At 67.6% G+C, this 20,621-nt stretch carries 21 protein-coding genes, 1 pseudogene and 2 riboswitches; of the genes and pseudogenes, 12 read left to right on the top strand and 10 right to left on the bottom strand.

What is annotated here, in order from left to right:
* Positions 1-63: 63 nt before the first annotated feature.
* The 7 genes and pseudogenes from OLX23_RS02335 to gcvPB all read left to right on the top strand — a co-directional run.
* A pseudogene (locus tag OLX23_RS02335) lies at positions 64-207 on the top strand (DUF559 domain-containing protein); the annotation flags it as partial.
* A gap of 207 nt (positions 208-414) precedes the next feature.
* On the top strand, positions 415-1,578 hold the full coding sequence (locus tag OLX23_RS02340) for a deoxyguanosinetriphosphate triphosphohydrolase (protein ID WP_264443715.1): 1,164 nt from the start codon (positions 415-417) through the stop codon (positions 1,576-1,578).
* A gap of 6 nt (positions 1,579-1,584) precedes the next feature.
* Complete coding sequence (locus tag OLX23_RS02345; RefSeq protein WP_264442709.1) at positions 1,585-2,262, top strand: NAD(P)H-binding protein; 678 nt, start codon at positions 1,585-1,587, stop codon at positions 2,260-2,262.
* A 65-nt stretch (positions 2,263-2,327) separates the two neighbouring features.
* A riboswitch (glycine riboswitch) is annotated at positions 2,328-2,437 on the top strand.
* Position 2,438: 1 nt separating this feature from the next.
* Positions 2,439-2,550: riboswitch (glycine riboswitch) on the top strand.
* A 35-nt stretch (positions 2,551-2,585) separates the two neighbouring features.
* A complete protein-coding gene (gene gcvT / locus OLX23_RS02350) occupies positions 2,586-3,734 on the top strand; it encodes a glycine cleavage system aminomethyltransferase GcvT (RefSeq protein ID WP_264442710.1) in 1,149 nt (382 codons plus the stop codon).
* Between the two features lie 10 nt (positions 3,735-3,744).
* The gene (gene gcvH, locus OLX23_RS02355) at positions 3,745-4,116 is read left to right on the top strand and encodes a glycine cleavage system protein GcvH (RefSeq protein WP_264442713.1); all 372 of its coding nucleotides are present in this window, start codon (positions 3,745-3,747) and stop codon (positions 4,114-4,116) included.
* Between the two features lie 171 nt (positions 4,117-4,287).
* A complete protein-coding gene (gene gcvPA / locus OLX23_RS02360; protein ID WP_264442714.1) occupies positions 4,288-5,658 on the top strand; it encodes an aminomethyl-transferring glycine dehydrogenase subunit GcvPA in 1,371 nt (456 codons plus the stop codon).
* On the top strand, positions 5,655-7,253 hold the full coding sequence (gene gcvPB / locus OLX23_RS02365) for an aminomethyl-transferring glycine dehydrogenase subunit GcvPB (RefSeq protein WP_264442717.1): 1,599 nt from the start codon (positions 5,655-5,657) through the stop codon (positions 7,251-7,253). Before gcvPA ends, gcvPB begins: the two co-directional genes overlap by 4 nt.
* A 3-nt stretch (positions 7,254-7,256) precedes the next feature.
* On the opposite strand, the gene OLX23_RS02370 is transcribed toward gcvPB, so the two are convergent.
* Together OLX23_RS02370 and OLX23_RS02375 are read right to left on the bottom strand one after the other, a co-directional pair.
* A complete protein-coding gene (locus OLX23_RS02370; protein WP_264442719.1) occupies positions 7,257-7,388 on the bottom strand; it encodes an entericidin A/B family lipoprotein in 132 nt (43 codons plus the stop codon).
* Positions 7,389-7,473: 85 nt separating this feature from the next.
* The gene (locus OLX23_RS02375) at positions 7,474-8,388 is read right to left on the bottom strand and encodes a DMT family transporter (protein ID WP_264442722.1); all 915 of its coding nucleotides are present in this window, start codon (positions 8,386-8,388) and stop codon (positions 7,474-7,476) included.
* A 44-nt stretch (positions 8,389-8,432) separates the two neighbouring features.
* Between OLX23_RS02375 and OLX23_RS02380 the strand changes: the two genes are divergently transcribed.
* A complete protein-coding gene (locus OLX23_RS02380; RefSeq protein WP_264442724.1) occupies positions 8,433-8,630 on the top strand; it encodes a hypothetical protein in 198 nt (65 codons plus the stop codon).
* 124 nt (positions 8,631-8,754) lie between these two features.
* Positions 8,755-9,057, top strand: a complete 303-nt coding sequence (locus tag OLX23_RS02385; RefSeq protein WP_264442726.1) for a hypothetical protein — start codon at positions 8,755-8,757, stop codon at positions 9,055-9,057.
* A 3-nt stretch (positions 9,058-9,060) separates the two neighbouring features.
* Here OLX23_RS02385 and OLX23_RS02390 read toward each other — a convergent pair whose 3' ends face one another.
* Complete coding sequence (locus OLX23_RS02390) at positions 9,061-10,218, bottom strand: glycosyltransferase family 87 protein (RefSeq protein WP_264442728.1); 1,158 nt, start codon at positions 10,216-10,218, stop codon at positions 9,061-9,063.
* Between the two features lie 101 nt (positions 10,219-10,319).
* Positions 10,320-11,849, bottom strand: coding sequence for a CpaF family protein (locus tag OLX23_RS02395; protein ID WP_264442729.1), 1,530 nt, complete (start codon positions 11,847-11,849; stop codon positions 10,320-10,322).
* Positions 11,850-11,944: 95 nt separating this feature from the next.
* Between OLX23_RS02395 and OLX23_RS02400 the strand changes: the two genes are divergently transcribed.
* The gene (locus OLX23_RS02400; RefSeq protein WP_413629771.1) at positions 11,945-12,259 is read left to right on the top strand and encodes an HNH endonuclease; all 315 of its coding nucleotides are present in this window, start codon (positions 11,945-11,947) and stop codon (positions 12,257-12,259) included.
* Positions 12,260-12,312: 53 nt separating this feature from the next.
* Positions 12,313-12,807: a DUF6265 family protein gene (locus OLX23_RS02405; protein ID WP_264442731.1), complete on the top strand. Its 495-nt coding sequence runs from the start codon at positions 12,313-12,315 to the stop codon at positions 12,805-12,807.
* A gap of 76 nt (positions 12,808-12,883) precedes the next feature.
* Here OLX23_RS02405 and OLX23_RS02410 read toward each other — a convergent pair whose 3' ends face one another.
* From OLX23_RS02410 to OLX23_RS02435, 6 genes are all read right to left on the bottom strand, one after another.
* Positions 12,884-13,141, bottom strand: coding sequence for an ATP synthase F1 subunit epsilon (locus tag OLX23_RS02410; protein ID WP_264442732.1), 258 nt, complete (start codon positions 13,139-13,141; stop codon positions 12,884-12,886).
* Positions 13,142-13,146: 5 nt separating this feature from the next.
* Positions 13,147-14,604, bottom strand: a complete 1,458-nt coding sequence (gene atpD, locus OLX23_RS02415) for a F0F1 ATP synthase subunit beta (protein ID WP_264442735.1) — start codon at positions 14,602-14,604, stop codon at positions 13,147-13,149.
* Positions 14,605-14,628: 24 nt separating this feature from the next.
* Positions 14,629-15,504, bottom strand: coding sequence for a F0F1 ATP synthase subunit gamma (locus tag OLX23_RS02420; protein ID WP_264442737.1), 876 nt, complete (start codon positions 15,502-15,504; stop codon positions 14,629-14,631).
* An 80-nt stretch (positions 15,505-15,584) separates the two neighbouring features.
* A complete protein-coding gene (gene atpA, locus OLX23_RS02425; RefSeq protein WP_264442739.1) occupies positions 15,585-17,114 on the bottom strand; it encodes a F0F1 ATP synthase subunit alpha in 1,530 nt (509 codons plus the stop codon).
* Positions 17,115-17,116: 2 nt separating this feature from the next.
* On the bottom strand, positions 17,117-17,671 hold the full coding sequence (locus tag OLX23_RS02430; RefSeq protein ID WP_264442740.1) for a F0F1 ATP synthase subunit delta: 555 nt from the start codon (positions 17,669-17,671) through the stop codon (positions 17,117-17,119).
* A gap of 124 nt (positions 17,672-17,795) precedes the next feature.
* On the bottom strand, positions 17,796-19,361 hold the full coding sequence (locus tag OLX23_RS02435) for a S1 family peptidase (protein ID WP_264442743.1): 1,566 nt from the start codon (positions 19,359-19,361) through the stop codon (positions 17,796-17,798).
* A gap of 157 nt (positions 19,362-19,518) precedes the next feature.
* Between OLX23_RS02435 and OLX23_RS02440 the strand changes: the two genes are divergently transcribed.
* Positions 19,519-20,583 (top strand): bifunctional transcriptional activator/DNA repair enzyme AdaA, encoded by a 1,065-nt coding sequence (locus tag OLX23_RS02440; RefSeq protein WP_264442746.1) that lies wholly within the window; start codon positions 19,519-19,521, stop codon positions 20,581-20,583.
* Positions 20,584-20,621: the final 38 nt, after the last annotated feature.

The following is a 20,621-nucleotide window of genomic DNA, read 5'->3' on the forward strand; positions in this document are numbered from 1 at the left end:
GGGGCGGCGATGCGGGACCATACGCCGGAGGCCTTGCTTGCGGCCAAGCGGTTGCGCAGGAAGATGTCGTTGCCCGAAGTCTTGCTGTGGCGTTTGCTTCGCAAGCGGCCCATGGGGATCAAGTTCAGAAGCCAGCACCCGATCGGTCGCTATGTCGCCGACTTCTATTGTGCGAGCCGCAAGCTGGTCGTGGAAATCGACGGCATCGCCCACGATATGGGCGATCGACCCGAACGAGATGCGCGGCGTGACGCGTGGTTGAAAGAGTGGAATGGAAGTTGTGCGGATAGCGGCGGTCGATGTCTTGCGCGATCCCGAAGCGGTGACAGCTTCGATCGTCGCCTCGTGCCTGGCCGTTCCCCCTCCGTCAGGCGCTTCGCGCCTGCCACCTCCCCCGGTGGGGGAGGATCGGCGATGACTGCCCGCTCCCCGCTTGCCTCCGACCCCGCCAAGTCGCGCGGGCGGCAGTTCTCGCTGGCCAGCGATCTCGCGCGCGGGCCGCGTAGCGATTATCAGCGCGATCGCGACCGGATCATCCATTCGATCGCCTTCCGCCGGCTGCGCTACAAGACCCAGGTGTTCATCGCCCCCGACGGCGATCACTATCGCGTGCGGCTGACCCACAGTCTCGAAGTCGCGCAGATCGCCCGCGTTATCGCGCGTGCTCTCGGGCTCGACGAGGATCTGACCGAGGCGCTGGCCCTGGCGCACGACATCGGCCATCCGCCCTTCGGCCATGCCGGCGAGGACGCGCTCCACGCGGCGATGCAGCCGTTCGGCGGGTTCGATCACAACGCCCATTGCCTGCGCACCCTGGCGCGGCTCGAATCGCCTTATTGCGAGCACGACGGGCTCAACCTGACCTGGGAGACGCTCGAAGGCCTGGCCAAGCACAACGGCCCGCTGGGCGAGGTCAACTGGGCGCTGGCCGAGATCGACCAGGCCTGGCCACTCGAACTGACCACCTGGCCTTCGCTCGAAGCGCAGGTCGCGGCGATCTCCGACGACATCGCCTACGACAACCACGACATCGACGACGGCCTGCACGCGGGCTTCCTCGATCTCGACGAACTGCTCGCGCATCCCTTCGTCGCCGATCGCTGGCGGACGGTCGAGCAGCGCTATCCCGCTGCGCCGCGCAACCGTCAGCTGCGCGAGCTGATCCGCTCGCAGATCGGCGTCATGGTCAACGACGTCATTGCCGAGACCCGGCGCCGGACCCAGGGCATGACCAGCGTCGCCGATGTCCGCGCCGCGGGCCGGGCGAGCGCCACCTTCTCGGCGGAGATCGAGGAGGGCGAGCGTGCCTTCAAGCGCTTCATGTACGAGAAGCTCTATTACCACCCCGACCAGCTCGCGACCGCCGAACGCGCGCGCGCGGTGACTGCCGAGCTCTACGCGGCCTATTCGCAGGAGCCGCGGCTGATGGACGACGAGTGGCATGAGAGCCTGCCCGAATTCGAGCCTCAGCGCAGCCGGCACATCGCCGATTACGTCGCCGGCATGACCGATCGTTTTGCGATCGCGAGCCACGCGCGGATCTATGGACGCACGCCCGAGGGGCTGCGCAATGTCTGACGCCGCATGAAGCCCATCAGGATCTGTCTCGTCGGGGCCACCGGCCTCGTCGGCGCGCGCATGATCGAGGCGGCGGTGCTGCGGCCCGACCTGCGCCTCGTCGGCGTCGCGCGCCGCGAAGTACCCCTGCCGCCGGGCGCGCGGATGGAGATGCTGCTCGCCGACCCCGAGAATTGGGGCGATGCGATCGCCGCGGCCAATGCCAGGGTTCTGGTCTGCGCGCTGGGTACCACCTTCGACAAGGCGGGGCGCGACGAGGCCGCGTTCCGCGCGGTCGACCAGGATCTCGTGCTGGCCTGCGCGCGCCATGCGAAGGCTGCGGGCATCGGCCATATGATCCTGATCTCCTCGGTCGGCGCCGATCGCGCCAGCCGCAGCTTCTACCTGCGCGTCAAGGGCGAGACCGAGGATGCCCTGGCCAAGATCGGCTTTGCGCGGCTCGATATCCTGCGCCCGGGCCTGATCCGCGGCCCGCACCAGGAACGGCGCCCGGCCGAGCGGCTGGCCATGCTGGCGAGCCCGCTGATCGACCTGCTGCTCCACGGCGGCCTGCGCCGCTATCGCTCGATCAAGGCCGACACGCTCGTCCAGGCGGTCTTCGCGCTGGTGCGCGAGAAGGCCGGCGGGCGCTTCGTCCACGACTATGACGCCATCCGTTATGCGATCCGCCGCGCGCGGGGATAATTCGCAGGTGCAGCAGGCGCCGCGGTTGACTCGTCCGGGCAGTCTTGCGCAGAGTCCCCGACGTCGCTGACCGCGCGGGAGAGTTCCTGCGATTCGTGGGTAAGACCACTTTTCGCAGGGCGCCGAAGGAGCAACCGCCCCGGAATCTCTCAGGCAAAAGGACCGCGTGGGGTCGATAGCGATGCTCTGGAAAGTGTTCTGCCTGAACGGCAGGGCCGCCGAAGGGGTAACCGGGTTTCGTCATGGAACCTGGGAAAGCTCTCAGGTTTCCGTGACAGAGGGGGCACCGAACCGGTGTGCCATGCTGTGCGGAGCTATGTCTTGTGAGCGAAGATTACGACAACGATGACCTCGATGCGGTGGACCCTTTGGTCCTGCCGCTCGACGCCTGGCACCGGACACGCGGCGCGCGCATGGTCGAGTTTGCCGGCTACCAGATGCCCGTCCAGTATGAGGGCATCATCGCCGAACACACCTGGACGCGCGAGAATGCGGGCCTGTTCGACGTCAGCCACATGGGCCAGCTCGAGGTCAGCGGTGAGGGCGTGGTCGCGGCGCTCGAAGCGCTGCTGCCCGGCGATTTCGCCGCGCTCAAGCCCGGCCGCCAGCGCTATTCGCTGCTGCTCAACGAGGCGGGCGGGGTGATTGACGACCTGATGGTCACCAATCGCGGCGATCATTTCTACGTCGTGGTCAACGGCGCGACCAAGTGGGACGACATCGGCCACCTGCGCGAGCATCTGCCCGACGAGATCACCCTGACCCATCTCGACGAGCACGCGCTCCTCGCGCTGCAGGGCCCGAAGGCGGCCGAGGCACTCGGCCGGCTGGGCCTGGTGCCGGCTTTCGACGGCATGCCCGCGCTCGCCGACCTCAAGTTCATGCAGGCCGGTCCTTTCCTGTGGGATGGTCGTCCGCTCGGCGTCAGCCGTTCGGGCTATACCGGCGAGGACGGTTTCGAGATTTCGGTGCGCGGCGAGGACGTCGCGGCGCTGGCCGATGCGCTCTGTGCGCAGCCCGAGGTCAAGCCGATCGGCCTGGGCGCGCGCGATTCGCTGCGGCTCGAGGCCGGGCTGCCGCTCTATGGGCACGATCTCAACGAAGAGACCGATCCGATCAGCGCCGACCTCGGCTTCGCGATCAGCAAGCGTCGCCGCAGCGAGGGCGGCTTCCTCGGGGCGGAGACCGTTCTCGCGCGGCTCGCCGAGGGCACTTCGGCCCGACGCGTCGGTCTCGCGCTCGAAGGCCGTCAGGCCGCGCGCGAGGGTGCCCAGGTCATGCAGGGCGACCAGCAGGTTGGCCAGGTAACCTCGGGTGGTTTCTCGCCCAGCCTCCAGCGCCCGATCGCGATGGCCTATGTCGACGCCGCGCTGGCCGCACCGGGCACCGCGCTCGACATCGACGTCCGCGGCAAGCGCCTGTCCGCCACGGTCGTGCCCATGCCTTTCGTCCCCCACCGCTATCATCGCTGAGGAGCTTTCGATGAGCCGCTATTTCTCCAAGGATCACGAGTGGATCGACGTCGACGGTGACACCGGCACGGTCGGCATCACCGACTATGCGCAGGGCCAGCTCGGCGACATCACCTTCGTCGAACTGCCCGCGGTCGGCCAGGCCGTGAAGAAGGGTGAATCGGTCTCGGTCGTCGATTCGGTCAAGGCCGCCTCGGACGTCTACACGCCGGTCAGCGGCGAAGTGACCGACGCCAACCCGGCGCTCGCCGATGCGCCCGAGCTGGTCAACGCCGATGCCGAGACCGGCGGCTGGCTGTTTCGCATCAAGCTGGCCGACGCCGGCGAACTGGGCGATCTCATGGATGAGGCCGCCTACAAGGACTATGTCGACGGGCTGTAAGATAACGATCCTCCCCCATTGGGGGAGGTGGCAGCCCGCAGGGCTGACGGAGGGGGCGCGGGTATGCTCGGCCTCACGTACGCCCGCACCCCCTCCACCACGCGCTGCGCGCGCGGTCCCCCTCCCCCGATGGGGGAGGATCTTCTGGCCTTACTCCGGACGGAGCTATTGATGCGCTATCTCCCGCTCACCCCCGCCGATCGTGCCGAGATGCTCGGCGTCATCGGCGCGACCTCGGTCGACGACCTGTTCAGCGACGTGCCCGCGGCGGCGCGGCTTGCGGGCCCGATCGCGGGCCTGCCGAACCATGCCAGCGAGATGGCGGTCGAGCGGCATATGGCCGCGCTTGCCGGCAAGAACCTCAGCGCCGGCGCGGCGCCGTTCTTTCTCGGCGCGGGGGCCTATCGCCACCATATCCCCGCCTCGGTCGATCACCTGATCCAGCGCGGCGAGTTCCTGACCGCCTATACGCCCTACCAGCCCGAGATCGCCCAGGGCACCTTGCAGGTCCTGTTCGAGTTCCAGACCCAGGTCGCGCGGCTCTACGGCGTCGATGTCGCCAACGCCTCGATGTACGACGGTTCGACCGCCTGCTGGGAAGCGATCGTCATGGCCGGCCGCGTGACGCGGCGGAAGAAGGCGGTGCTCTCGGGCGGGCTTCATCCGCACTACGTTTCCTGCGTCGAGACCATGGCGCGGTTCACCGGTGAGACGATCGACGCTCGCAAGCCCGTGCTCGAAGCCGCACCCGACGATGATGCAGTGATCGCCGCGATCGACGGCGAGACCGCGAGCGTGGTGGTGCAATATCCCGACATTCTCGGCCGCATTCCCGATCTCGCGGCGATCTCGGCGGCGACGCAGGTGGTGGGCGCCTTGCTCGTCGTGGTCATGACCGAGCCCGTCGCGCTCGGCCTGCTCGAGGCGCCGGGCCATCTCGGCGCCGACATCGTCGTGGGCGAGGGGCAGTCGCTCGGCGTCGGCCTCCAGTTCGGCGGGCCCTACCTCGGCCTGTTCGGCTGCCGCGAGAAATACGTGCGCCAGATGCCGGGCCGGCTCTGCGGCCAGACCGTCGATGCCGATGGCCGCCGCGGCTTCGTGCTGACCCTCTCGACGCGCGAGCAGCATATCCGCCGCGAGAAGGCGACCTCGAACATCTGCACGAATTCGGGCCTTTGTGCCCTGGCCTTCTCGATCCACATGAGCCTGCTCGGCGGTGAGGGCCTGGCCCAGCTCGCCGCGGTCAACCACGGTCGCGCGCAGACCCTGGCCAAGCGCCTGGCGCAGGTTCCGGGCGTGTCCGTGCTCAACGATGCCTGGTTCAACGAGTTCACCGTAATCCTGCCCGGCGACGCGCGCGAGGTCGTGCGGTCGCTGGCCGACAAGGGCGTGCTCGGCGGGGTCTCGCTCGGCCGGCTCTATCCCGAAGCCGGCGACCTGCACGGTGGCCTGCTGGTCACCGCGACCGAGACGACCACCGACGAAGACATCGAAGCCCTGGCCACGGCGCTGGGCGAAGTCCTGAAAGGAGCTGCGGCATGAACGCGCCCAACGCCTCGGGCTGGAAGCCCGAACTCGGCCCCTCCGGCACGGCCTCGCCCGTGACGTCGAGCGGTGACAGGGGCTTGCAGCTCGAAGAGCCGCTGATCTTCGAACTCGGCACCGGCGCCAATTTCGGCGTCGATCTCGATGCGCCCGAAGCCGCGCCGCTGGCCTCGCTCGGCCGCTTCCTGCGCAAGGACAAGGCCGCGCTGCCGGGGCTGACCGAGCCCGAGGCCGTGCGCCACTACACGCGCCTGTCGCGGCAGAACTACGCGATCGACCTCGGCCCGTTCCCGCTCGGCTCGTGCACGATGAAGCACAATCCGCGGCTCAACGAGAAGATGGCGCGCCTGCCCGGCTTCGCCGACGTCCACCCGCTCCAGCCGGTGCAATCCGTCCAGGGCGCGCTCGGCGTGATCAACCAGCTGGCCTTCTGGCTGATCGAGCTGACCGGCATGCACGGCGTCGCCATGACCCCAAAAGCCGGGGCCCACGGCGAACTGTGCGGGTTGCTGTGCATCAAGGCCGCCATCCTGGCCAAGGGCGAGGATCGCCCGGTCATCCTGGTCCCCGAAAGCGCCCACGGGACCAATCCAGCCACGGCCGCCTTTGCCGGCTTCCGGGTCGAGAACATCCCCGCCACGCCGGCGGGCCGGGTCGATCTGGCGGCGCTGAAGGCGCGGCTTGGTCCTGACGTCGCGGGCGTGATGATCACCAACCCCAACACCTGCGGGCTGTTCGAGCCCGAGATGAAGGACATCTCCGACGCGGTCCACGCCGCGGGCGGCTACGTCTATTGCGACGGGGCCAACTTCAACGCGATCGTCGGCAAGGTCCGTCCCGGCGACCTCGGCGTCGATGCGATGCACATCAATCTGCACAAGACCTTCTCGACCCCGCACGGCGGCGGCGGGCCGGGTTCGGGGCCGGTGGTGCTGTCCGAGGCGCTCTCGCCCTTCGGGCCGCTGCCCTTCACCGCGCGGCAGGCCGACGGCACGATCCGCCTGATCGAGGAGGAGGACGCCCCCGTCGAACACCCCCAGGGCTTCGGCCGGATGACCGCGTTCCACGGCCAGATGGGCATGTTCACCCGCGCGCTGACCTATATCCTCAGCCACGGCGCCGACGGTCTGCGCCAGGTCGCCGAGGACGCGGTGCTCAACGCCAACTACGTGCTGCGCAGCCTCGAAGACGTGCTCGACGCGCCCTTCGCCGCGAGCGGGCCCTGCATGCACGAGGCGCTGTTCAGCGACGACAACCTGCCCGACGGCTTCTCGACGCTCGACGTGGCCAAGGGGCTGATCGACGAGGGCTTCCACCCGATGACGGTCTATTTCCCGCTGGTGGTCCACGGCGCGATGCTGGTCGAACCGACCGAGACCGAGAGCAAGCAGGGGCTCGATCGTCTGATCGGTTCGCTGCGCGCGGTGGCGGAGCGGGCGCTGGCCGGGGACGAGAGCCTCAAGTCCGCGCCGCACTATGCGCCGCGCCGCCGGCTCGACGAGACCCAGGCGGCGCGCAAGCCGGTGCTGACCTGGCAGGGCCACGTCCAGCAGCCGGCACCGCCGATCCCCAGCGAGATCGGCGGGAGCTGAGCCTTAGTTAATCGCGTTCGAGCCGGCCTGACCGACCGACTCGATGTCGCGGCCGGCGCCCTTGACCGTGTTGCAGGCGGATGCGGTCAGGGCGATACTGCCCACGGCGACGGCGAAGATGAGCTTCTTGAGCATGGCTTGATCCTTGTCCGATGCCGGTCGGCGCGCATGCCGACTGGCTCGCCGGGCTAAACGACGATCGCGACCGGATGTTCCGCTTTCACGCCCGCAATTCGGGGTGGGTGTCTTCCTTCAGCGCGTCGCGGCGGCCGAGCCTGTGCTCGCGCCAGGCGATGATCAGGCCCGCGGCGACGATCAGCGGCGCACCCAGCCACATCATCGGCGAGGGCAGTTCATCCCACAGCGCCCAGCCGTAGAGCGTCGCCCAGATCAGCGCGGTGTAGTCCATCACGATCACGCTGGTGACCGCGCCGAACCGCAGCGAGGCGGCCATGAGGAACTGCGCGACCGCGCCGATCAGGCCGATCGCGACGAGCACCAGCCACTGTTCGGGGCTGTGCGGGGTGTAGAAGAAGGGCAGGGCGAGCGCTGCCATCGGCGCGCCGAAGGCGGCGAAGTAGAAGGCCGTGGCCAGCGGTTCCTCGGTCCGGCCGAGATCGCGGATCTGGTAGTTGATGATGGCGATGAAGAAGGCCGCGAGGAGGCCGAGTCCGGTGCCGAGCGCCGAAGTGACGTGGCCGCCGGGCTGGGCGATGACGAGCACGCCGAGGAACCCCAGCGCCACGGCCGCCCAGCGATAGGGGCCGATGTGCTCGCGCCAGAGCAGCGCCGCCATGATCACGGCGAACAGCGGCGTGGTAAAGCCGAGCACGGTTGCTTCGGCGGGCAGCAGCAGGATCGCCGCGCCGAAGTTGAAGATCATGTTGGTCATGCCGAGCAGCGCGCGCTTGCCGTGGCTGGCAAGCCGCTGGGTCCTGAGCCGATGCAGCCCGCCGGTCATCGCGAGGCCTGCGAGGATCAGTGGGATCGACACCGCCTGCCGCCAGAACATGATCTCGGGCAGGGCGACGCCGCTCTGGCTGGCATATTTGACCAGGACCAGGAGCGTGGCGAAGAGGAAGGCCGAGACGATACGCAGGCCGAGGGCGAGAAACGGGCGTTGGGGGAGGTCCACCTCCGCGCTTTAACCGGCGCGCCGGTTGAGGCAAGGGGCTGGACATGGACGATTTGCGTATTGACGTGATGTGGGCCGGGATCGCGGCCGTGTTGCTGGCCGTGGTCGCCTGGCTGGCCGATCGGCGCCGCCGCAACCGCAGCGATCCCGACGCGGTCGGCTTCATGCCCTGGACGACGCTGTTCTTCTGGGCGGCCTTCGTCGCCTTCCTGATGATCGTGATGGCCTGGCAGCTTCGCTAGCGGCCGTTAAACATCTTGGTAAGGCCTTGCCGGCATTCTCGGCGCGGGTCGCGTAGAATCAACGGGTTCGCGCATGAAATTGTCATTGAAGCTTACCCCGCGCTTTCCGCCGCGGGAGCCGCGCGTGGCCGTCACGATCGAGGCCAGCCTGCTGCTGCCGGGCGACGAGGTCGTGCCGATCGCCATCCGCAACATCTCGGCCGAGGGTTTCATGGCCGAAACCCCCGTCGTTGTATCCTGCGAAGGCTGGGTCGGGGTCAGCCTTCCCGATTGCGGCATCGTGCCCGCGCGAGTCCGCTGGAGCGCCGAGGGCGAACTCGGCGCGCAGTTCCGTCGGCCGCTCGATCTCGAACGGCTGGGCGTTGCCGCAGCCGATGGATCGGATAAGCCGCTGTTCCGCTCGCGGCTCGTGCAAGGGCCGCTCTAGTCGTTACGAGCCGGGAATCGGCGAGAGTTCGCCATCGGACCGCGTGCTCGTGCCGGCCCGGTTTGCCGAACCCGGCAGGGCTCGGAACAGGGTGACCCCGATCAGAATCGCGGCCACGAAGGCGTAACGCCCCTGAACCAGGACGTTGAGCAGCGGCACTTCCGCCATGAAGCCCGGAGGCTGCGTCCAGCTCGGCAAAAGCAGGGCCAGCCAGCAGGGAACCACGACGGCCAGCATCGGCGACGGCCGCTCGATCGCCTGGGCGAGCTGGGCGAGGACCATCGGGAAGAGCAGCGCGTAGTGATAGCCCCATGAATTGGGCGCGGTCACGAGCGCGGTCGCCAGCAGGATGTTCAGGCTATCGAGCGGCTGTTCGTCGCGCGTCAGCCGCTGGTGCGCCAGCGCCAGCAGGATGCCACCGACGAGGGCCGCTTTGGAGAGCAGCTGGATGGCCATCGGGATCGGCACGAAGTGATAGATCGGCTGCAGGCCGCCGGCTGCGGCATGCGCGGCGATCCCCGCGATCGATGAGGCGACCCCGGGCATGGTATAGCGCTGCGCGTGCGGCAGAAGCTCGAGGAAGTATTGCAGGTACAGATCGAGCGACGACCACAGCAGCGCGACCACGGCGAGTAGGGCCGTGGCCAGGCAGGTGGCGATGACGGCGGGAAACTTTCGACGATTGAGGAACAGCACGGGCACGACGCCCGGATAGAGCTTGAGCCAGAAGCCCAGGGCGACGGCGATGCCGGCGCTGGCCGGCCGGCTATGGGCGGCGAAATATACCGCCGCGACCGAGAAGGTCATCACCATCACGTTGACCTGGCCCGCCGCGAAGGAGGTGCCGATCGGCGCGATGGCGAGCGCGCCGAGCAGCGCGCAAGTGGCTGACCGGCGCGAGACCGGCGTCATTTTCACGATCGTCCAGGCCGCGGCCGCCAGGCATGTCGCGGTGATCGCCGAATGGATCAGGAAGGCAGCGTCGATCGGCAGGCGCGACAGCAGATGGAAATAGAGGATCGAAGGCGGCGGATAGACGAAGCCGCTGACGAACTCGTTGTCGCGGCATATGTCGTAGGGGCGGACCAGATCGGCAGCGCCGCACATGTAGGTGCGGAAATCGAGCGGTAGCTGTGCCGTCTTCGCACCCTCGCGCAACACGAGGATGTATTCCCAGACATGGTGCGCGATCAGCGCGAGCGAAACGACACCGATGATGGCGGCGATTGACGCACTGACGCGCTGTTCATGTTGCCCGAGGATCAGAGGCAGGCTTCCAGGTAGGCCTGGTCGAAGCCGAACTGGCGCGCCTTTTCGAGCGTATAGGGGCGGAGGCCCGACGAGCGGAACTCGCCGATGATCTTGCCGTCGTCGGTCTCGTCCAGGTACTCGAACTTGAACAGTTCCTGGGTGACGATGACGTCGCCTTCCATGCCGATGACCTCGGTGATGTTGGTCGTGCGGCGCGAACCGTCGCGCAGGCGCTTGACCTGGACGATGAGGTCCACCGATTCGGCGATCTGGCGGCTGATGGCTTCCTTGGGGATCTTGATGTCGCCCATCAGGATCATGTTTTCCATACGGCCCAGGCACTCGCGCGGGCTGTTGGCGTGAAGCGTGCACATCGAGCCGTCGTGGCCGGTGTTCATGGCGGCGAGCAGGTCGAAGCACTCGGCGCCGCGGATCTCGCCCAGGATGATGCGGTCCGGGCGCATACGCAGCGCGTTCTTGACGAGGTCACCGATGGTGATCGCGCCCTGGCCTTCGAGGTTCGGCGGACGTGTTTCGAGCGGCAGCCAGTGCGGCTGCTGCAGCCGGAGTTCGGCCGCGTCCTCGATCGTCAGCACGCGCTCGCCCGGATCGATCATCTTCGACATGGCGTTGAGCATCGTCGTCTTGCCCGAGCCGGTACCGCCCGAGATGACGATGTTCATGCGGCAGGCGCCGGCGATCTTGAGCGCCGTGGCCATCTTGTCGCTCATCGAACCGAAGCCCGCGAGCATGTCGATGGTGATCGGCTTCTCGGAGAACTTACGGATCGAGATGGCAGTGCCGCGCAGGCTAAGCGGCGGCACGATGACGTTGACGCGGCTGCCGTCCTTGAGGCGGGCGTCGGCCAGCGGCGTGGTCTGGTCGACGCGGCGGCCGACTTGGTTGACGATGCGCTGGGCGATCTGGAACAGGTGCGCTTCGTCGCGAAAGCGGATCGGTGCGAGCTGGAGCTTGCCCTTCTTTTCGATGTAGGTCTGCTCCGGGCCGTTGACCATGATGTCCGACACGTCGGGATCGTTGAGCAGTTCTTCGAGCGGACCGAAGCCCAGGAGCTCGTCGATCAGCACCTTCTCGAGCGCGAACTGCTCGCGGCGGTTGAAGGTGACCTTGAGCTCGGCCAGCACTTCCATGATGATCGGCCGGAATTCTTCCGACAGTTCGTCCTTGGTCAGCGTCGCCGCAGCTTCGGGATCGACGCGCTCGAGCAGGCGCGGCAGCACCTGTTCCTTGATCTTGTGGATCGAGGCTTCGAAGCCCGAATGGTCGTAGGTGTTCGATTCGTTGGCCGCATTGGCGCGATCCGACAGGCGCGCCATCGCATCGGCGTTCTTGTCCATCGGGCGGGTTGCGGCGTCCTCGGCAGGAAGAGGAGGAAACTGTTCGCCGCCGCCGGGCGCAGCGGGTGCGGGCGTGGCGGGGCGGGCTTCCATGCCGCTCTTCATCGGCCGGGCCACACCGAAGGCCGGGCGTGCGCCCGGTCCCATGCCACCAGCTCCATTGCGTCGCCCGAATGCGCTCATGCGTCGTAAAATCCCATGCGCGGAGGCCTATCCATGGCTGGCATCCGCAAGCGTTCTTCATTGAATAATAAGGTTGAAGGTTTGATAACTTCCTAATGCGAGCGGGACGAATTGACCGGAGCACGGGCGATTTGCGGCAAGCCGAGCACTGCTGGCTTTGTTTACGTCCGCTGGGCCACCGGATCGAATGGCATCATCCGATACCCAAGAGCCGCGGCGGCCGAGAGACCGTGCCGCTGCACCCGATCTGCCACCGCGCGATCCACGCCAACTTCACCAATGCCGAGCTGGCGAGGGCCGGCACCGAGGTCGAAGACCTGCGTGGCAATCCGGCTTTGGCGACATTCCTGCGGTGGATCGTCGGCAAGCCGCCCGACTTTCACGCACGGACCGCGGCGCGCAAGCGGTAGACCGGATCACGCGTTTGCGGCAGATTTCGAGCGTGCGGCCAGGGGAGACGATCATGGCCAAAGACTTCCGACACGGTATTACGGGTGCGCTATCGTTCCTGTCGCTTTTGTCCGCGCCGCTAGCGGCCGAAGAGGCTGCGACACCCACCATGCCCGCCTGGATGGCCGGCTGCTGGCAGCAACGGGCTGGCGAAGACTGGACCGAGGAGTGCTGGACGATCCCGCGCGCCGGCCAGATGCTGGGGAGCAGCCGCACGGGTAAGGCCGGGCGGATCGCGAGCTGGGAATTCATGCGGATCGAGCAGGACGTGCCGAACGGGGAGGGCGCGACGGTCCGCATGGCCTTCCAGGCGGCACCGCAAGGGCGGAACTGGACCATGTTCGCCTGGAGCCCGAGTGCCGAACCCGGCGTGACCTTCTCCAGCGCCGCGCACGACTATCCGCGGCGCATCCACTACTGGCGCGAGGGAGACTTGCTCAAGGCCGAGATCTCGATGCTCGACGGCAGCCGCGCGCAGCGCTGGACCTACAGTCCGATGCGGCCCTGAAAGAAGGGCGCCTGAATCGAAAAGGGCGCGCCGATCGCTCGGCACGCCCTCCTCGGTGACTGTATGTCGGAGCCGATCAGCCTTCGACGTGCTCCGCGAGCACGGTCAGGCCGCTGGCGCCGACTTCGGCGAAACCGCCGGTGATGCGGATCTCTTCGGGCTGGCCGCCGTCGGTCTTATAGACCTTCAGCGCGCCGTCGCGGATCGTCGACATGAAGGGCGCGTGGCCCTCCAGCACGCCGAACTCACCCTCGGAGCCCGGAACGACGACCATGTGGACGTCGTCCGAACGGACCAGGCGCGCCGGCGTGACGAGTTCGAAGTGCAGGGCCATGTCGCTTAGGCTTCCTCGGCCAGCTTCTTGGCCTTCTCGATGGCCTCGTCGATGCCGCCGACCATGTAGAACGCGGCCTCGGGCAGGTGGTCGTACTCACCGTCGACGACGGCCTTGAAGGACTTCACGGTGTCTTCGATCTGGACGAACTTGCCCGGGATGCCGGTGAAGACCTCGGCGACGTGGAACGGCTGCGAGAGGAACTTCTGGATCTTGCGGGCGCGGGCGACGGTGAGCTTATCTTCTTCCGAAAGCTCGTCCATGCCCAGGATCGCGATGATGTCCTGCAGCGACTTGTACTTCTGCAGCGTCTCCTGAACGCGACGCGACGTGTCGTAGTGCTCCTGGCCGACGACGGCCGGGGTCAGAACGCGCGAAGTCGAGTCGAGCGGGTCGACGGCCGGGTAGATGCCCAGCTCCGAGATGGCGCGGTTCAGCGTGGTCGTTGCGTCCAAGTGGGCGAACGAGGCGGCCGGCGCCGGGTCGGTAAGGTCGTCCGCGGGGACGTAGATCGCCTGGACCGAGGTGATCGAACCCTTGGTGGTTGAGGTGATGCGCTCCTGCAGCGCGCCCATGTCGGTAGCGAGCGTCGGCTGATAGCCCACGGCCGAAGGAATACGGCCGAGCAGAGCCGACACTTCCGAACCCGCCTGGGTGAAGCGGAAGATGTTGTCGACGAAGAACAGAACGTCCTGGCCTTCCTGGTCGCGGAAGTACTCGGCCATGGTCAGACCCGACAGAGCAACGCGAGCGCGGGCGCCCGGGGGCTCGTTCATCTGGCCGAAAACGAGCGCAACCTTCGAACCTTCCGAGGTGGCGTTGCCCTCGGCGTCCTTGGCGATGACGCCCGCGTCGAGGAACTCGTGGTAGAGGTCGTTACCCTCGCGGGTGCGCTCGCCGACGCCGGCGAACACCGAGACGCCGCCGTGGCCCTTGGCGATGTTGTTGATCAGTTCCTGAATGAGAACGGTCTTGCCGACGCCGGCGCCGCCGAACAGGCCGATCTTGCCGCCCTTGGCGTAGGGCGCGATCAGGTCGATGACCTTGATGCCCGTGACGAGGATCGAGGCTTCGGTCGACTGGTCGATGAACTCGGGAGCCTTGGCGTGGATCGGGGCGAACTGGTCGCTACCGACCGGGCCACGCTCGTCGATCGGCTCGCCGACGACGTTGAGGATGCGGCCGAGCGTCTTGGGGCCGACGGGGACCGAGATCTGCTGGCCGGTCGACTTCACGGCCTGGCCGCGGGTCAGGCCGTCGGTCGCGTCCATGGCGATCGTGCGGACGGTGTTCTCGCCGAGGTGCTGGGCGACTTCGAGAACCAGGCGGCTGCCGTTGTTGTCGGTTTCGAGCGCGGTGAGGATCGAGGGCAGTTCGCCTTCGAAGGTGACGTCGACGACGGCGCCGATGACCTGGCTGATCTTGCCGGCGGTGGTCTGGTTGAGCACGGGTGCGGTTGCCATTTGGGTTTCCTTGCCTTGGCTAGCTTACAGCGCTTCCGCGCCGGCGATGATTTCGATGAGTTCGGTGGTGATCGCGGCCTGACGGCTGCGGTTGTACTGGATGGTGAGCGCGTTGATCAGCTCGCCCGCGTTGCGCGTGGCGTTGTCCATCGCGGTCATCGACGCACCCTGCTCGGACGCGTTGTTTTCCAGCAGCGCGCCGAACAGCTGCGTGCGCAGGTAGCGCGGCAGCAGCGCGGCGAGGATTTCCTCCTCGTCGGGCTCGTACTCGACCACGGCACCGGTGTCGGCGACGACGGCCTTGGGTGCGGGGACGGGGATGATCTGCTGCTGGGTCGGTTCCTGCGTCAGCGCATTGCGGAACGTCGAGAAGAACAGGTGCGCGACGTCGAACTTGCCCTGCTCGTAGAGCGTGACCAGTTCATCGGCGATGCGCTCGGCCTCGGCATAGCCGGGCTCGCGCACGTCGGTCGTGTCGAACATCTGGAGGACGGCCTTGGGGTAGTTGCGGCGGATGACCGCGCGACCCTTCTTGCCGACCAGGAAGAACAGCACGGTCTTGCCAGCGGCTTCGAGCTCGCGCGCCGTGGTCAGTGCCGCCTTGACGATGTTCGAGTTGAACGCGCCGGCCAGGCCCTTGTCCGAGTTCGCGACGACGAGCAGGTGAACCTGATCGCTGCCGGTGCCGGCGAGCAGCTTGGGCGAGTTCTCGCTCACCGTGATCTTGCTGGCGAGGCTGGCCATGACTTCGGCGAGGCGCGAAGCATAAGGACGCGCAGCCTCGGCCGCGGCCTGAGCCTTGCGCAGCTTGGCGGCGGCGACCATCTGCTTGGCCTTGGTGATCTTCTGGGTCGACTTGACCGAGTTGATCCGCCCTTTGAGTTCCTTCAGCGAGGCCATGACGGCTCCCTAATTCGTCGTCCCGGTTTTCACCGGCCGGTTTCCACCAGCCGGCTTCCGCCAGGACGACGCGTTATCCCTTAGGCGAACTGCTTGCCGAACGTGTCGAGCGCAGCCTTGAGCTTGGCCTTGGGCTCGTCGCCCAGCGCCTTGCTGTCGCGGATCGCGGTGAGCACGTCGGCGTGCTCGGCACGAAGGTAGCTCAGCATCTCGGCTTCGTACTCGGTGACGCGGCTGACTTCGATACCGTCGAGGTAGCCGTTGGTGCCGGCGAAGATCGACGCGGTCTGCTCTTCGAAGGGCAGCGGCGAGAACTGGGCCTGCTTGAGCAGCTCGGTCAGACGCGAACCGCGGTTCAGCAGCTTCTGGGTCGAGGCGTCGAGGTCCGAACCGAACTGCGCGAAGGCCGCCATTTCGCGGTACTGCGCGAGCTCGAGCTTGATCGAGCCCGAAACCGACTTCATCGCCTTGGTCTGCGCGGCCGAGCCGACGCGCGACACCGACAGACCCACGTTAATCGCGGGACGGATGCCCTGGTAGAACAGGCCGGTTTCGAGGAAGATCTGGCCGTCGGTGATCGAGATCACGTTGGTCGGAATGTAAGCCGAAACGTCGCCCGCCTGGGTTTCGATGATCGGCAGTGCAGTCAGCGAACCGCCGCCGTTGGCGTCCGACATCTTCGCCGCACGCTCGAGCAGGCGGCTGTGGAGGTAGAACACGTCGCCCGGATAGGCTTCGCGGCCCGGAGGACGACGCAGCAGCAGCGACATCTGGCGGTAAGCCACGGCCTGCTTGGAAAGGTCGTCGTAGACGATGACGGCGTGCATGCCGTTGTCGCGGAAGAACTCGCCCATGGTCACGCCGGTGTAGGGCGCGAGGTACTGCAGTGGCGCGGGCTCCGATGCCGTCGCGGCGACAACGATCGAGTATTCCATCGCGCCGTTCTCTTCGAGCTGGCGGACGATCTGCGCGACGGTCGAGCGCTTCTGGCCGACGGCGACGTAGATGCAGTAGAGCTTCTTGCTCTCGTCGGTGCCGGCGTTGACGCCCTTCTGGTTGATGAAGGTGTCGATCGCGACGGCGGTCTTGCCGGTCTGACGGTCACCGATGATCAGCTCGCGCTGGCCACGGCCGACGGGGACGAGGGCGTCGATGGCCTTGAGGCCGGTCTGGACGGGTTCCGAAACCGACTGGCGCGGGATGATGCCCGGAGCCTTCACTTCGACGCGCGAACGCTTGTCGGCGACGATCGGGCCCTTGCCGTCGATCGGGTTGCCGAGGCCGTCCACGACGCGGCCGAGCAGGCCCTTGCCGACGGGGACGTCGACGATCGTGCCGGTACGCTTGACCTGGTCGCCTTCTTTGATCTCGGCGTCCGAGCCGAAGATCACGACGCCGACGTTGTCGGCTTCGAGGTTCAGGGCCATGCCCTTAACGCCGTTGGCGAATTCGACCATCTCACCGGCCTGGACGCTGTCGAGGCCGTGGATGCGGGCGATACCGTCACCGACGGACAGCACCGAACCGACTTCCGAGACCTGGGCCTCGGTGCCGAAGTTGGCGATCTGGTCCTTGATGACCTTCGAGATTTCTGCGGCGCGGATATCCATGTTCAGCCTTTCATCGCGTTCGCGAGGGAATTGAGACGGGTGCGGATCGAGCTATCGATCTGACGGCTCCCGATACGGACGACGAGGCCGCCGAGGATCTCGGGATCCACGGAAGCCTTGATCTTCACTTCCTTGCCTTCGCGCGCCTTGAGCTTCTGCGAGAGCTGGGAAATCTGATCGTCGCTCAGCGGGTGGGCGCTGGTCACTTCGGCGGTCACCTCACCGCGCTGGGCGGCGGCGATCACGGCGAAGGCGCGAACGATCTCGGGCAGGGCGGACAGGCGACGATTGGCCGCGAGCACGCCGATGAAGTTCTTGGTCAGGTCCGACAGGCCGAGCACGCCGGCGACGGCGTCCATCGCCTTGGCGGTATCATCGCGGCTGACCTTCGGGTTGCGAATCAGCGCGGCAAGATCGGGGCTGCCCTTGAGCGCTTCGCCAAGCTTGTCGAGATCGCTCTCGACTGCCGTAACTACGCCCTTCTCACTGGCCAGGTCGAACAGTGCAGAGGCGTAACGCCCTTGCAAACTCGCCGTAATGCCGCCGGAATTCTCCACGCGTTTCGGTTCCCTCTTACCGGATGGGGCAGGCGCTCCAGGTCACGCGAAAAATCGCCCGACGGCCCGCAGTCGGGGCGCGCATAGCGACGAAATTATTTCGATGCAAGGCGGGGGGCGACGATCATTGCTTTGTCCCCGGGTCAGCCGCTTTGCTGCAATTGTACACGAGCCGTTCGTTCGGCGTGGCCGGCAGCATCGCCTTGAGCGCGAGCTGGCCCGAGGCCATCCGCCGCGCGGCGTCGAGCCCGCCGCCGCACTGGGCGGCCGGCTGCTTGTCGCGCTCGGCCCGCACGCCTGCCATTGTCGTGAGGTCAAGCAGGTAGCGCTCGGCCTGGTAGACGCCGCTGGCCGGATCGAAGCGCGCGACGGTGACCGTTTCGTCGCCGTTGGGAACCGAGACGCGGAACCAGCCGTCGGAGCCGCTGGCATACTGGTCGCGCTGGTCGGCACAGCCGTCGGCGCGCCAAAACAGCGGCGTATCGGCGGTCGACGACACGGTCACGCGGCTGCGCTGGAGATCGAGCACGCAGACGAGATTGCCCGAAAGATCACCGGCCTGGGGCTTGCCCTTGCCGCCCTTGCTCGCCTCGGCCAGCGCGGCGTCGGCGCGGGTGCCGATCTCGCTCAGCGAAGGGCGCAGGAGCCAGGCGGTCACCGCGCCGCCGAGCAGGCCGACGGTGAGCACGGCGGCGATGATGACATCGCGCTGGCGTTGCTTGGTCAGCAGGAACAGCCCGGCACCGCCGGTCGCCAACGCGAGCAGCAGCGCGAGGCCGGCGATGGCCATGCCGTTCTCGCGCTCGCCGATCACCGCGAGCTGGGCTTCGGTCCGCGCCTTGTCCTCGGCGACCGAGGCGACGCGCTGCGCCTCGAAGGCGCGTTCCTTCTCGCCGGCAGCGCGCGCGGCTTCGTCCCGGCTGAAATCGGCCAGGCTGCGGCAGGGGGCGCCCGTGGTCTGCGGCTTGGCCTTCACCCCCAGCAGGAAGCGCGAGACCTCGCGCATCGAGGCGGCGAAGTAGAATTCGGAATCGGCGTCCTGCGAGATCGTGCCGAAGCTGTTGATGCCGACCACACGCCCGCAATTGTCGAGCAGCGGCCCGCCGCTGTTGCCCGCGCCGATGGGGGCGGTGTGGAGCAGGGTGTCGAACTGCTTCGATGAGCGCCCGGCCGAAATGTTGCCGCGCGTCTTCACCGGTGCGGAAGGCGCGGTGATGTCGCCGATCGAGTAGCCCTGGGCCAGGTCGACGTTGCCCGGATAGCCGACCGCGTAGACGTCCTGCCCGTCGGCCACGGGGCCCGTATAGAGCGTCGCCGCGGGCAGGGCGGCGCCGGTCTCGGTGAGTTCGAGCAGCGCGAGATCGTTGCCCGGCGAAACCGCGACGACCTTGGCGAACCAGCCGTTCTTGCCCTCCGACGGCACCACGCCGATGCGGATCGTGTCGTCCTCCTGCAAGGGGGCGATGACGTGGGCATTGGTGAGGATGCGATTCGGCGCCACCGCCACGCCCGATCCGTGGCCGACGAGCGAGAGCTGATCGCCGTCGCGCGAGACCAGGACGATGCGCACGACGCTGCGCGCGGCCGCGGCGATATCGGCGGGCTCGGCGGCCAGCCGCGTCGCGGGCAGGGTCACGAGCAGCGCGGCGAAGGTGGCGATCAGGGCGAAGAGACGAGCGATTCGAGCCATGCGCCGCTGTTTGCCCGCCTTGCCTGCCTGCTGCAATGCAACCGCGGCGCGCTCGATCGCTTTGGCCGATCGCTTTGAGCGCAAGCGCCGGGACGCAGCGGCGGCGCGCATGCGGCATGGCTTGTCCTGACGACTTGTCCTCATGGGGAGACATGCCATGTATCACGACGTGACCCTGCCGCCGCACATTCCCGCCCCCGCGGACGACGACGCCCGCTGGCGCATCGCGCTGGCCAAGGATCGGCGCTTCGACGGCGTGTTCATCACCGGCGTGCACTCGACCGGGATCTACTGCCGCCCCTCGTGCCCGGCGCGGCCGCCCAAGCGCGAGAACGTCTCGTTCTATGCGACCCCCGCCGATGCCGAGGCCGCGGGCCTGCGCGCCTGCCTGCGGTGCCGTCCCGACGACGTCTCGCGCGACGAACTGGCGGTGACGCAGGCAATCCAGATGCTGCGCGATGCCGACGAGGCCGTGCCGCTCGAAGTGCTCGCCGCGGCGGCGGGCTACAGCACCGCGCATTTCCAGCGGCTGTTCAAGCGCGCGGTCGGCCTGTCGCCCGCGGCTTTCGCGCGCGCCTTGCGCATCGAGCGCGCCGCCGATGCGCTGACCGCGGGCGAGAGCGTTACCCAGGCGGTCTACGAGGCCGGCTTCGGCGCGCCTTCGCGTTTCTACGAGGCGAGCCAGGCACGCATGGGCATGACGCCTTCGGCCTGGCGCGACGGCGGGCGCGGCGTGATCATTCACTGGGCGGTGGTGGTCACCAGCCTCGGCCCGATGCTCGTCGCCGCGACCGACAAGGGCGTCTGCCGCCTGTCGTTCGACGAGGACGGTGCGGATCTGGCCGCGCGCTTCCCCAAGGCCGACCTGGTCGAGGGCGGTGCGGATTTCGCGGCGCTGTTCGCCGAAGTCGTCGCCGCGGTCGAGAGGCCCGGCGATTCGCGGCATATCCCGCTCGACGTCCAGGGCACGGCCTTCCAGGAGGCGGTCTGGCAGGAGCTGCGCCGCATTCCGAAGGGCGAGACGCGCTCCTATGCCGAGATCGCCGCGGCCATCGGCAAGCCCGGCGCCGTTCGCGCCGTGGGTTCGGCCAATGGCGCCAACAACGTCGCCGTGCTGATCCCTTGCCACCGCGTGATCAAGTCGGGCGGCGCGCTGGGCGGCTATGCCTATGGCGAGGCGATCAAGCGCGAACTGCTCGAACGAGAGGGCGCCGGCGGCTGAGCCACCGGCCGCGCCCGCACCACTGGCGGCCTGACTGT

This window comes from Novosphingobium sp. JCM 18896 (assembly GCF_025938095.1).
Lineage (GTDB): Bacteria > Pseudomonadota > Alphaproteobacteria > Sphingomonadales > Sphingomonadaceae > Novosphingobium.